This is a genomic window from Alkalihalobacterium sp. TH-98 (assembly GCF_057473385.1).
Window position 1 is genome coordinate 1 of record NZ_JBYCKM010000002.1, and the last position, 13,438, is coordinate 13,438.

10 protein-coding genes are annotated in these 13,438 nt (G+C 37.5%); 8 read left to right on the forward strand and 2 right to left on the reverse strand.

The annotated features are described in order from the left end of the window. From AC2VNP_RS00300 to AC2VNP_RS00325, 6 genes are all read left to right on the forward strand, one after another. The coding region (locus AC2VNP_RS00300; RefSeq protein WP_486915019.1) for a metal ABC transporter solute-binding protein, Zn/Mn family at positions 1–509 on the forward strand (509 nt) is incomplete at its 5' end. 238 nt (positions 510–747) lie between these two features. Further along, a complete protein-coding gene (locus AC2VNP_RS00305; RefSeq protein ID WP_486915020.1) occupies positions 748–1,608 on the forward strand; it encodes a polysaccharide deacetylase family protein in 861 nt (286 codons plus the stop codon). Between the two features lie 300 nt (positions 1,609–1,908). Further along, positions 1,909–2,778 (forward strand): SDR family oxidoreductase, encoded by an 870-nt coding sequence (locus tag AC2VNP_RS00310; RefSeq protein ID WP_486915022.1) that lies wholly within the window; start codon positions 1,909–1,911, stop codon positions 2,776–2,778. A gap of 264 nt (positions 2,779–3,042) precedes the next feature. Continuing rightward, positions 3,043–5,181: an ATP-dependent Clp protease ATP-binding subunit gene (locus AC2VNP_RS00315; RefSeq protein WP_486915035.1), complete on the forward strand. Its 2,139-nt coding sequence runs from the start codon at positions 3,043–3,045 to the stop codon at positions 5,179–5,181. Between the two features lie 177 nt (positions 5,182–5,358). Then, positions 5,359–6,369, forward strand: a complete 1,011-nt coding sequence (locus tag AC2VNP_RS00320; RefSeq protein WP_486915024.1) for an LLM class flavin-dependent oxidoreductase — start codon at positions 5,359–5,361, stop codon at positions 6,367–6,369. A 421-nt stretch (positions 6,370–6,790) separates the two neighbouring features. Then, complete coding sequence (locus AC2VNP_RS00325; RefSeq protein ID WP_486915025.1) at positions 6,791–7,987, forward strand: lactate 2-monooxygenase; 1,197 nt, start codon at positions 6,791–6,793, stop codon at positions 7,985–7,987. A gap of 90 nt (positions 7,988–8,077) precedes the next feature. Here the strand turns inward: AC2VNP_RS00325 and AC2VNP_RS00330 are convergent, their stop codons facing one another. Continuing rightward, on the reverse strand, positions 8,078–9,622 hold the full coding sequence (locus AC2VNP_RS00330; RefSeq protein WP_486915027.1) for a sigma-54 interaction domain-containing protein: 1,545 nt from the start codon (positions 9,620–9,622) through the stop codon (positions 8,078–8,080). A gap of 291 nt (positions 9,623–9,913) precedes the next feature. On the opposite strand from AC2VNP_RS00330, the gene pruA reads away from it, so the two are divergent. Both pruA and AC2VNP_RS00340 read left to right on the forward strand, forming a co-directional pair. Then, positions 9,914–11,461, forward strand: a complete 1,548-nt coding sequence (gene pruA, locus AC2VNP_RS00335; RefSeq protein ID WP_486915029.1) for an L-glutamate gamma-semialdehyde dehydrogenase — start codon at positions 9,914–9,916, stop codon at positions 11,459–11,461. Between the two features lie 156 nt (positions 11,462–11,617). Further along, entirely contained in the window at positions 11,618–12,535 is a 918-nt protein-coding gene (locus tag AC2VNP_RS00340) for a proline dehydrogenase family protein (RefSeq protein ID WP_486915031.1), read from the forward strand. Between the two features lie 131 nt (positions 12,536–12,666). Here AC2VNP_RS00340 and AC2VNP_RS00345 read toward each other — a convergent pair whose 3' ends face one another. After that, the gene (locus AC2VNP_RS00345) at positions 12,667–12,957 is read right to left on the reverse strand and encodes a DUF6407 family protein (protein WP_486915033.1); all 291 of its coding nucleotides are present in this window, start codon (positions 12,955–12,957) and stop codon (positions 12,667–12,669) included. Positions 12,958–13,438 lie beyond the last annotated feature (481 nt).

Here is a 13,438-nt window from a genome sequence, read left to right on the forward strand (position 1 = left end):
GGTTAAGTCCTAAGAATGTGATTACGTATGTGGAAAACATCGTAAATGATTTAATTGAAAGAGATCCAGAAGGTGAATCGATTTACCGTGCAAATGCCGATGCTTATATTGCGGAGTTACAAGAGCTCGATGCATGGATTGAAGAAGAGGTTGCAGGAATTCCAGAGGAGCACCGCGTAATCATTGTAAGTGAAAATGCATTCAAATATTTTGGAGCAGATTACGGATTTGATACAGAAGGTGTATGGGAAATTAACTCTCATGAAGAGGGAACTCCACAACAAATTTCAAGACTTGTCGATCTAGTGAACGATCGTAATGTTCCATCAGTATTTGTAGAGTCAACAGTTGATAAGCGTTATATGGAAACCATCTCAAATGAAACAGGGGTTCAAATTGCAGGGGAAGTCTACACTGATGCGGTTGGTCCTGCAGGTAGTGGAGCAGAAACATATATTGGCATGACGAAGCATAATGTCAGTGTATTTGTTGAAGGGCTAAAACAATAAATAGGTGAGGTAACTATTATTAACTTCTTAAAGAGTTTGTATCTATAATGATACAGACTCTTTTCTTTTTCTTCGTGTATTAAAATCAAGTTTAAAGTTGAGTTATTGATATGGCATGGTCTATCTAATAATTAATACTTTAATTATATCCTCAGCTAAAATATCGCTATTTTATGAATAATCCTCCTTTTTAAATAAAAAATAACTACGTACATAAATTGAATAAGGAGATGACTTTGTGAAAATGAACGTTATGAAGTGGCTATTTATCATGGCTTTTCTATTCGGTGCTGTGCTGAATCCGACGTTGAGTTCTGCTGAAGAAAAACCAGCTGACGATGTCAAACAAGAATGGTGGTTTAAGAAAAATAAAGATAATCCACGTGAAGTCGAAGGATTGCCTGATTTACAGGGAGGCGATGAAGAGGCGGTGAGAGGACCGATTTCCAATATCGTTTTACAACAACGGTATCCAGATATCGTTTTCTTACGTGGACCTGATACTGCAAATCGAATTGCGTTAACCTTTGATGACGGTCCTGACCCTCGTTATACAGAGGGAGTGCTAGATGCTTTAGCCCGGTATAATGTTCCAGCAACATTTTTTGTAATGGGGGCAAGAGCCGAAGCTTATCCAGATATCGTTAGACGAATGGTCAATGAAGGGCATATAGTAGGAAATCACAGCTATTGGCATCCTAATCTTGTTGAGGGTGATATGGCTACTTTAGAAAGAGAAGTCATGCAAACGGAAGAACTTCTAAATCAAATTATCGGCTACCGGACAAGCTTGTTTCGTGCACCATATGGTTTTTTAAATAATGAAGCTGTGGAAAAACTAGACGAATTAAATTATAACGTGATCGGCTGGTCGATTGACACACTTGATTGGAGAGAACCACCGCCTGAAGACATTGCATTTAGTGTGTTGAGTAACGCACATCCAGGTGCAATCGTACTTCTTCATGATGGAGCTGAGTGGGACGGCGATCGAACGAGTACAGTTGAATCTTTGGATATCATGATTCCAGAACTTCAGGAATTAGGATTTGAGTTTGTGACAGTTCCTGAATTATTAAATATTCCTTATCAGAAGTAATAGCCCCAATATAGTAGAAGTGAAAAGAGTACTTGTAAGATTTTTTCTTGCAGTGCTCTTTTTCCTTGGTATTTGATTTGGTACCGTTTTTTGTGCGCTAGTGTGCTATAGGATGCTACTTGAAAATGTAGTTTTGGTGTTTAACGCATACCTGAACCAGAAGTAAAGAAGATCGATTGGTGACTGGTTGAATCATTGCTTCTTTTGAATAAGGGTTAGGATTTTCTGACATGCTATAAAAGTAAAATTTACCGTTTCTTACATATTAAATAACTTTAATAAACAAGGGAGTGTGCCATCGTGTCATCATCCAATCAACCTCATCAAACGTTTCCGCCACAACATCAAAATCAGCAACCCGGTATAGAGTCGCAAATGAATCCTCACCCGACAGATGAAAATTATAGCTATAAAGGATCTGGGAAATTACAAGGGAAAGTTGCCATTATTACTGGAGCTGATAGCGGGATTGGCCGAGCGGTCGCGATCGGTTATGCAAAAGAAGGAGCTGACGTAGTTAATGTATATTTAAGCGAACATAAGGATGCAGAAGAAACGAAGAAGCAAGTAGAAGAGGAAGGAAGACGCTGTTTAAATATTGCTGGTGATTTAGGCGATGAGAGTTTTTGCCAAGATGTGATTAAGCAAACGATCAGTGAGTTTAATAAATTAGATATCTTAGTTAATAATGCTGCTGAGCAACATCCGCAAACTGATTTTGAAAATATTACGAGTGAGCAATTAGAGCGTACATTTCGAACGAATATGTTTTCATTCTTTTATTTAACTAGAGCGGCATTACCTCATTTGAAGTCTGGGAGCAGTATTATTAATACAACTTCTGTAACAGCTTATAAAGGTCATGAAAAACTGATTGACTACTCAGCAACTAAAGGGGCTATTGTTACGTTTACACGGTCGTTATCATTATCCCTTATTAAAAAGGGGATTCGAGTAAATGGAGTAGCCCCGGGACCAATCTGGACACCGCTTATTCCGTCAACATTTACAGCGCAGGAAGTATCTGAGTTTGGAAGTACGACACCAATGCAGCGTGCAGGCCAACCCGTAGAACTCGCACCTGCTTATATTTATTTAGCGAGTGAAGATTCTTCCTATATGTCAGGTCAAATTCTCCATCTAAACGGTGGAGTGATTGTCAACGGCTAAAAGAAGCGTAAAGAAAGAGTGAAAAAGAGTGAAAAAGAGTGAAAAAGAGTGAAAAAGAGTGAAAAAGAGGTAGCAGGCACCTTTACTTCAGCACAGTGGTAAAGGTGCCTGGTACTATAAAATTCTTCTTTTAGTCTTGAAAAGTCAAAGAAGGTCAGCTATAATGGAAATACAATATATAAATGGAGATCCCGCAATTGTTGGGATTTTTATTTATATAAAAGGTCAAAGATAGTCAAAATCGAAGAGGGGGTAGGTTAGATGATGTTATGTCAAAAATGTAATGCAAAACAAGCAAATGTAAAAATGGATGTTATGCTAAATGAGCAACACAAACAAATTCATTTATGCTCTAGTTGTTACAGTGAAGCCTACCAGTCTTTAGGTTCAGGCCACTTTAACTTCAATCATTATTTTGATGATTTCTTTAACTCATCTCAATCATCTCACCTGCCAAATGGTGAACAGCATCAAAATGTGAAGCAAATGCCTCCACAGCAAGGAGGAGGAAACAGCTTCCTTGATCAACATGGCCGCAACTTAACTAGAGAAGCAAGAGATGGTCGAATTGATGCGGTGATTGGACGTGACAAAGAAATTGAGCGAACAATTGAAATTTTAAATCGTCGTAACAAAAACAATCCTGTGCTAATTGGTGAAGCAGGGGTCGGGAAAACAGCAATTGTTGAGGGCTTTGCTCTAAAAATTGTGAATGGTCAAGTTCCTGCTAAGTTAAAAAATAAAGAAGTTTATACATTAGACATTAATTCACTTGTTGCTGGAACGAGTTATCGCGGACAATTTGAAGAAAAAATGAAAGAACTTATTACTGAATTGCAGCAACGCGAAGATGTCATCCTATTTATTGATGAGCTCCACATGATGGTTGGAGCAGGAAGTTCTGCAGAAGGTTCGATGGATGCTGGGAACATTTTAAAACCGGCACTTGCACGAGGTGACATGCAAATAATTGGTGCCACAACACTTAAAGAATATCGAATGATTGAGAAGGATCAAGCGTTAGAACGTCGTTTCCAACCTGTCATCGTAAAAGAGCCGACAGAAGAAGAAGCCTTTGAAATTTTAAAAGGCATTCGACCAGCGTATGAAGTCTATCACAATGTGAAATATTCAGATGACGTGCTAAAAGCTTGCGTCACTCTTTCAAAACGTTATATTCAAGATCGATTCTTACCGGATAAAGCAATCGATTTACTAGATGAAGCAGGTTCGAAACTAAATCTATCGCAAGTTGGACCCGATACAGAAAACTTAGAAAAACGATTAAAAGATATCGATAGAGAAAAACAAATTGCAGCACAACAAGAACAATATGAAAAAGCAGCAAATCTACGTAAAGAAGAGCTAGAAATTAAAGAAAGACTAGAAAACGAACAAGCTAATGAACAAACAACGGAAGTGACAGTAGAGCACATCCAAGCTATTATTGAGTCAAGTACTGGTATCCCGGTTAGAAAACTTCAAAAAGATGAGCAAACAAAAATGAAAGACTTACCAAACAGACTTGCTCACAAAGTAATCGGTCAAGCAAAAGCAATTGAACTAGTAGCCAATGCAGTAATGAGAGCACGAGTAGGGTTAAAACCAAAACACCGTCCAACTGCTTCCTTCTTATTTGTTGGGCCGACAGGTACTGGAAAAACAGAACTAACAAAAACATTAGCGGAAGAGTTGTTTGGCAGCAAGGACTCTATGATTCGTTTAGATATGAGTGAGTATATGGAAAAACACTCCGTATCAAAGCTTATCGGTTCACCACCGGGTTATGTTGGACACGATGAAGCAGGGCAATTGACAGAACAAGTTCGTCGAAACCCTTATTCCATTGTATTACTAGACGAAATCGAAAAAGCACACCCTGATGTGATGAATGTTTTTCTACAAATTATGGAGGACGGTCGTTTAACAGACAGCCAAGGAAGAGTCGTTAATTTTAATGAAACGGTTATTATTATGACATCAAATGCAGGAGTGACAGATAAGAAAAAGCCAGCAATTGGGTTTGGATCTTCCCAAACTGTAGAAGAGACAATGGTACAGTTAGAAACGTTAAAGAATTACTTTAAACCAGAGTTCTTAAATCGTATTGACTCTATTATTGAATTTGGACACTTAACAAAAGAAGACTTAATTAAAATTGTCGACATTATGTTGAAAGAACTAATGGCAACATTGAACGAACAAGGTATTTTTATTGAAGTTTCGAAAGAGGCCAAAGAAAGAATTGCTGAAGTAGGATACCACCCAGAATTTGGTGCTAGACCGTTACGACGCGTCATTCAAGACCACATTGAAAATAAAATTACGGCATTAATGATTGAGAAAGAAAAAGTAGATAAAATCAATGTGTCGGTCGAAGGAAATGAATTAAAAGTAAAGTAATAGTTAAAAGAGGCTGCTTGGTCAGCCTCTTTTTTTGGTCTGGTTATTAGCAGGCAAAAAACTAGAAATTATCATATTAAACATGTAAAATGACAAAATAATATTTAGAGATACTAAATAGATACTTCAGTTTTACTACATATAATAATTTCTAGAATACACAAGAGGGTGAATACATTGACTCAAAAACAAATACACGATATAAAGTTTTCTGTATTGGACCTTGCACCAATCGTTCAAGGCAGTTCAGCTGCTAACTCTTTTAAAAACAGTTTAGATCTTGCCCGACATGCTGAAAAGTGGGGGTATCACCGTGTTTGGGTTGCCGAACATCATAATATGCCTGGCATTGCAAGTTCAGCAACATCTGTCTTAATCGGATACATCGCTGGTGGAACAACGAAAATTCGAGTGGGTTCAGGCGGCATCATGTTACCAAATCATGCGCCATTAGTCATTGCTGAACAATTTGGGACGCTCGAATCTATGTATCCGGGACGAATTGATCTGGGGCTCGGGCGTGCACCAGGCAGTGATCAGTATACGGCCCATGCCCTACGAAGAGATTTACGGAGCGGACATGACTTCCCGGATCAGTTAGCGGAACTTCGCACTTATTTTGCACCTGATCAGCATAATCAACAGGTTCGAGCTTTTCCTGGAGAAGGATTACAGATCCCCATTTGGCTTCTAGGCTCTAGTGGTTTTAGTGCACAATTAGCAGGTAAGCTTGGGCTGCCTTTTGCTTTTGCCAGTCATTTTTCACCAGAATATACGATCCCTGCTCTTAACTTATACCGCCAAAGCTTCCAACCTTCTGAAGTACTGCAAGAGCCGTATGCTATGGTAGGAGTAAATGTCATTGCTGCAGATACAGATAAAAAAGCACAATGGCTTTCAACATCACACCAACAAGCGTTTTTAAGTCTTATAAGAAATCAGCCAAGCCAATTGCAACCACCAATTGAATCATTGGAACATTTATGGACGAGTATTGAAAAAGATGCCATTGAAAAACAATTAGGGTCTTCGGTTATTGGGAGTCCGGAAACAGTAAAAGAAAAGCTCCAAGCTTTTCTAGACGAAACCCAAGCAGATGAAATGATTATTAATAGTCATATCTATGACCACAATGAGCGATTACGTTCTTATGAAATAGTTCAAGAAGTAGCAATAAAAACAAGATAATTTAACTTTAGTCAGCCATATCAAAATAAAAAGGATGTAAACCCACTAGATTTTACATCCTTTTTTAAGATAGTAAAGACTACTCTCGTATTAAGTCACTTTCAGAAGTTTCTATCGTAATATCACAACTGCCTTCAGTTTTGTCTCCTTCTAATCATAAAGTATTAACCTATATTTTGGTGGAAATTAAACTCCCTTCTAAGTCGTTGTGGACTTCCTTTATACATAATTTAACAGAATATATTGAAATATTAAAATAAATAGTTTATGATACTTTTAAATACTAACTAGTCAGTATTCTAGCAATTGAAGCAGCTGTCCTAGAGTAATAGTAAACATCTAGGTTTATTCATTGTAATAATTAACAATAAACGAACTCTCTGACTTGGAAGTGAATTTCAATCATTGGAGGTAGTTACGTATGAGTGGTTATGGAGATTTAGTTCAATTTCAGGTGTATTCACCCGAAACAGCTAAGGAAAATCAAAAGTATCCAGTTGCATTTGAAGAGTGGGAAAGGTTGGCTCGTGAAACATTAGAAGATGGTCCTTATTGGTATGTTGCTGGCGGGGCTGGAAGTGGATCAACAATGGATGCCAATCGTGAAGCAATTGATCGTGTTAAAATCCAACAGCGAATGTTTTGCGATGTGGAAGAGCGAGATTTATCAGTTTCTTTGTTTGGACAAACATATCATTCTCCTATTTTGTTAGCTCCAATCGGTGTTCAATCGATCATTCATGAAGAAGGGGAGTTAGGCTCGGCTAAGGCTGCTGCTGAAATGGGTATACCGTACATAGCCAGCACAGCATCATCGTTTGCGATGGAGGAGATTGCAAATGTAATGGGCGATGCACCGCGTTGGTACCAACTTTATTGGGGAAAGGACCAAGATGTAACTGCAAGTATGCTGAGACGTGCTGAAGAAAGCGGTTATTCCGCACTCGTAGTGACCCTCGATACACCAATGTTAGGGTGGAGAGAACAAGATTTAAGAAATGCTTACCTACCATTTATTAATGGCATCGGAATTGCTAACTATTTATCTGACCCGGCTTTTTGTTCAAAGCTTGAGAAATCTCCAAGAGAAGATATCCGTGCAGCCATCCAATACTTTTTTAGTATTTATTCAAATGCTAGTTTAACATGGAAAGATCTTGCATTTTTACGTGAGCATACAAAGTTACCGATTTTGTTGAAGGGAATTGTACATCGTAAAGATGCAGAATTAGCATTACAACATGGTGTAGATGGTATTATTGTCTCGAATCATGGTGGTCGTCAAGTGGATGGAGCGATCGGTTCTTTGGAAGCGCTTCCAGAGGTGTGCGATGTAGTTCATGGGAAAATCCCTGTTTTATTCGATAGTGGTATACGTCGCGGGGCTGATGTCATAAAAGCTCTTTCGTTAGGGGCAACTTCTGTTTTATTAGGACGCCCATATGTTTACGGATTAGCTACGGGTGGAGAAGAGGGAGTGAAACGCGTCATCCGTAATATGATTGCGGATATTGACTTAACACTGGCTCTTTCTGGAAGAAAATCAGTCAAAGACCTTGATCGATCGTTATTAGCTTCTAGTAGTAATAATTCGTTATTAGTAGAAAACAAATACTAAACAAATCAAAAACGATCAGCTGGTAAAACATTTACTACTGGTCGTTTTTAATAGAACATTTTTCAGTTGGACTAGTTCATTAACCATAGATCACTTCATACTCTTCATTCTATTGTACAAAGTTGCCCGTGAGATCCCTAATAATTTGGCAGCCGCTGTTTTGTTGCCATACGTTAATTGTAGTGCATTTCTAATTTTATCATCTAGGTCGAGGCTAGAATTACTTGTTTCTATACTTTCTACTATCGGGGTTGGTTGTTTCACAAAGTTGCTAGGGAGATGTTTTGGTTCAATTTTTTCGTTTTCATCAGCTAAAATAATTAACCTCTCAATTATATTTCGAAGCTGTCTCACATTTCCTTGCCAAGGATGCTGCAAAAACAGGTACATTACTTCAGGATCTAATTCTGGAATTGGGATCTTATATTTAATCGAGAATTCTTGTAAAAATAACTGAACGAGTTCTGGTATATCCTCTTTACGTTCACGCAACGGCGGAACCTGTATTGAAATGACGTTCAAACGGTAAAATAAATCCTCACGAAAGCTCCCTTCTTCAATCATTTTTTCCAAATCTCGGTGTGTTGCAGCAATAATTCTCACGTCTGTTGGAATAGGGTCTGTCCCACCGACGCGGTAAAACTGCTTTTCTTGAAGGACACGAAGTAGTTTAACTTGGACTTCTAGCGGCATTTCCCCAATTTCATCTAAAAAGATCGTACCACCAAGAGCAGCATCAAACTTTCCTTTTTTCCCGCCCTTCACTGCACCGGTAAAAGCTCCTTGCTCATATCCAAAAAGGTCACTTTCAATTAAGGCTGTAGGAATGGCGCCACAATTGATGGCAACAAAAGGTGCTTCTGAGCGAGGACTCGTTTTATGTATCGCCTCAGCAAATAATTCCTTTCCAACACCACTCTCTCCAGTAATTAGAACAGTAGCTTCGGTTTTCGATACTTTTGTTACGAGATGAAGAGCTTCTTGTAACACAGGACTTCTTCCTTTTATTTTACTAAAAGGAGTTTGTTCATTCCGGACATTTCTTTCTAGTTCATGGAGTGAAGCTGCTGTTGAAGAAAGTTCATCATTTAGTTTCACAATATCGGTTATGTTTCGTTCAACGGATATACCACCCACAACGTTATTCTCTATTAGAATAGGAGAAGTATTAATTAACACATGCACGTCAGGTTTTGGTTGATTGTACTTTTTTATAACACCTGTTCTCTCGTTAATAGTTGACATGAGGACGACCGATTCAGTCTCAAAGAAACTAGTTATTAATTTTCCCTTCACATCCTTAGAAGTTAAACCATACATTTCTTCAGCCTTATGGTTCCATGATTGAATAATGCCTTTAGTATCTACAACTGTAATCGCGTCATCCACCGATTGAAGTAAAGTATTGTAATGCGTTAATGTCAGCTTCCACTGTTTCCACAATTCGTTTACTAATTGTTTATACGGAACCCAACCAACAAGCAGACCATTTTCATCCTCTAAAACGATATCTTCTTTTGGTAAACTCGTAATCTCTGATAACAACATATGTTGAGAATACCGTTCCATATTCTCGGATCCCTTATTGTCTTCTAATGGCAAAGCAAATGAAGCTAATGGCATGTCTAAACTCATGATCAACACCTCCAACAATCATTGGTCTAACAGTGACGTAACCGCTTACAATAATTTAGACAGTTATGTAAATTGATTAGACACTTTTGACACAATTGTATAATTAAATCTGTAAAAGATCTATACAATTTTTTATAAAAGAGGAAGAATTAAAGGTTATTAGTATTTTAAAAATTGGCACGGTAATTGCATAAGAAATAGTGAAGTGAGCACGTGGAACTTTTCGCATAGAATGTATTTAACAAGTGGAATGTTCATACCCATATAAAAAATCTTTTAGGAGTGATTAGATTGTTACCAACATATAAACATGAGCCATTTACTGATTTTACTATTGAAGAAAACAGAAAATCATTTGAAGCTGCACTTGAGTATGTAGGAGGACAACTTGGCAAGTCATACGACCTAGTCGTTGGTGGAGAGCGTATTTCAACAGAAGCGAAAATTACGTCATACAATCCAGCAAATAAAGAAGAGATCATCGGAATTGTCTCTAAAGCGAATAAAGACATTGCTGAAAAAGCGATGAATGTTGCGCATGAAACATTTAAATCTTGGAGAAAAACGTCACCAGAAGAGCGTGCAAATATCTTAGTGCGTGCTGCTGCAATTGTTCGCCGTCGCAAGCATGAATTTTCTGCTTATCTCGTTAAAGAAGCAGGGAAGCCTTGGAAAGAAGCAGATGCGGATACAGCTGAAGCTATTGATTTTCTTGAGTACTATGCACGCCAAATGATCGCAATTAAAGACGGTAAGCCTGTAAATAGTCGTGAAGGTGAGCATAACCGTTATTTCTATACTCCAATGGGGGTAACTGTAGTTATTTCACCGTGGAACTTTGCGTTTGCAATTATGGCAGGTACTACAGTAGCACCAATTGTTACAGGAAACACTGTTTTATTAAAACCAGCAAGTACAACTCCAGTTGTTGCGGCAAAGTTTGTTGAAGTGTTAGAAGAAGCAGGCCTTCCTAAAGGGGTTGTAAACTTCATTCCAGGTAGTGGTGCAGAAGTTGGTGATTACTTAGTTGACCATCCGAAGACAGCGTTAATTACATTTACTGGTTCACGTGAAGTAGGAACAAGATTATACGAGCGGGCTGCAGTCGTACATCCGGGTCAAAACCATTTAAAACGAGTGATTGTAGAAATGGGCGGGAAAGACACAGTTGTTGTAGATAAAGAGGCAGATCTTGACTTAGCAGCAGAATCAATTGTCGTTTCAGCATTCGGTTTTTCAGGACAAAAGTGTTCAGCAGGATCTCGAGCAGTTATTCACCAAGACGTATATGATGAAGTATTAAATAAAGTCATTCAATTAACAAATGAATTAACAGTTGGAGATCCAACGAGTAATGATAATTATATGGGACCAGTTATCGATGATGCTTCGTTCAACAAAATTATGGGGTACATTGAAATTGGTAAAGAAGAAGGTCGTCTCGTAGCTGGGGGAACAGGTGATGCTTCAAAAGGTTACTTTATCCAACCTACAGTATTTGCAGACCTAGATCCTCAAGCACGTATTATGCAGGAAGAAATTTTTGGACCAGTCGTGGCCTTGGCGAAAGCGAAAGACTTTAACGATGCAATTGAAATTGCGAACAACACAGAGTATGGATTAACTGGTGCAGTTATTACGAAAAACCGAGAGCATATCGAAATTGCAAAACGAGACTTCCACGTAGGAAACTTATATTTCAATCGTAATTGTACGGGAGCGATCGTTGGTTACCATCCGTTTGGCGGCTTTAAAATGTCAGGTACGGACTCTAAAGCTGGCGGACCAGATTACTTAGCACTTCACATGCAAGCAAAAACAGTATCAGAGATGTATTAATTGAAATGAAATGCAGTGAAATGACTAGGATCATTTCACTGCATTCTCTCAAGTATTGGTTGGAAAAATATGTTATAAAAAATTCGGGTGTTTTTTTGAGACTAATTAGCTGAACTTTCAGATATAAAAAGTAAGTTCATTTACGGAGGGGTATATATGGTATTAGAGCAACCGATGAAGCTATTCTTCATGTATCTTTCAAAAAACAAAGCGATGAATAAAGCCGCAAAACAGTGGGGCCTAAAATTCGGTGCATCTCAAGTAGTTGCAGGTCAAAGTGTTGAAAGTGCTATTGAAAAAGTAAAAGAATTAAATGAAAAAGGACTTGTTTGTACTTTAGATCATTTAGGAGAGTTTGTAGATAGCAGGGAAGAAGCGTTGGAAGCGACCGAATATTGTATTAAAACATTAGAGGCTGTCGCTGCAAGTGGAGCGAATTGTAATCTTTCGCTGAAAATGACACAGCTCGGTTTGGACATTAGTGATGAGTTTTGTTTAGAAAATATGCGTCGTATTGTTCAAACTGCCAAGAATTATAACAATTTTGTTCGTATTGACATGGAAGATCATTCCCATTGTCAACAAACGTTAGATATTCTAGCTACATTAAGAAAAGAATTTGATAATGTCGGAACGGTTATACAAGCGTATTTGTTTAGAGCAGAGCAAGATATCGAGGATTTAAAAGGTGTTTCATTAAGACTTGTAAAAGGGGCTTATAAAGAGTCAGCCGAAGTAGCATACCAAGATAAGAAACAAGTAGACGCCAACTATTTAAACATTATAAAGAAACATCTTCAAAATGGAAGTTATACAGCGATTGCGACACATGATCATCAAATCATTGCTGAAGTTAAAAAGTTCACGAAAGAAAATAATATCCCGCAAAGTCAATTTGAATTTCAAATGTTGTATGGTTTTCGAACGAATTTACAGTTAGAACTCGTTAAAGAAGGATATACGACTCGTGTGTATGTACCATTTGGACAAGACTGGTTTGGGTATTTTATGAGAAGAATGGCAGAACGTCCTCAAAATGTAAGCTTTGCACTAAGAGGATTAATTTCAAAGTAAAAGCGACTTGTCATAAAAAAAATGAAGGTCAACCAGCACTGATGATCTGGCTGACCTTATTCGTATTGAAAAGTGAGTTTTAGATGGTATTGTTAATTTGAACTTATTATATAGAAGAAAGATAAAAAAAGTTAATGTCTTCTGATAACATATCCTTGATATATCTCTTCTATAGAATGTTCAAAGTCGTCATTAATCGTTTGTGTAATGACTTTAGAAAGAAGATTTTCTTCCATCATCGAGTGTATGTACAAGTATTCAATAGTGCCCTGTTCTGTTTTGTCAACTTCTTCGTGAGATTTCATTTCATAGTAAGTTATTGCTTCCCTGACGACTTTCTTTAAGTGGTCATTATTTTTAACATTAAACTCAGGCATTCGAGAAGTCGCTTCCCTAACAAATTGATCGATATGTTTCTTCATTCTTCATATCTTCCTTTCAATAATTGCATTCCAGTAGCTTCTAGCTTCAGCATACCTTATCAGATACACCAATTCAATTGATTGCCGTGAAAGAAAAGTAAAAACTGAAAAAATAGAGTAACTATTATTTAAAAGGATATAGTTTGAAATTCCATATTTTACATAGAAAAAACACTTGTTTTATATATTTGTTTTTGATATATTATTACATGTCGCTTCAAACGATAACTTTTATAGTGAATAACAAACAACTCTATAAAAAGTTATTGCAGTGATTATTGACTTAGGTATTTTCACTGCTTTTGGAAAAGCGGTAGATCCAAAAAAAGTTATTGATTAAATGTTGATAGCATGATAAGATATAATTCTTGTCGCTGGAAACGACAAAAAAAGTTCTTTGAAAACTGAACAAAAAGCCAAGCGAAATAAATGAGATACATGATATCTCGTCAATGTTTTAAAAACGTCACGTTTGTGACAA

Bases quoted from the DNA above. Each gene is read 5' to 3' on its own strand.
- AC2VNP_RS00315 (WP_486915035.1), top strand. From the start codon at position 3,043: ATGTTATGTCAAAAATGTAATGCAAAACAAGCAAATGTAAAAATGGAT.
- AC2VNP_RS00325 (WP_486915025.1), top strand. From the start codon at position 6,791: ATGAGTGGTTATGGAGATTTAGTTCAATTTCAGGTGTATTCACCCGAA.
- AC2VNP_RS00330 (WP_486915027.1), bottom strand. From the start codon at position 9,622: ATGAGTTTAGACATGCCATTAGCTTCATTTGCTTTGCCATTAGAAGAC.
- AC2VNP_RS00340 (WP_486915031.1), top strand. From the start codon at position 11,618: ATGGTATTAGAGCAACCGATGAAGCTATTCTTCATGTATCTTTCAAAA.
- AC2VNP_RS00345 (WP_486915033.1), bottom strand. From the start codon at position 12,957: ATGAAGAAACATATCGATCAATTTGTTAGGGAAGCGACTTCTCGAATG.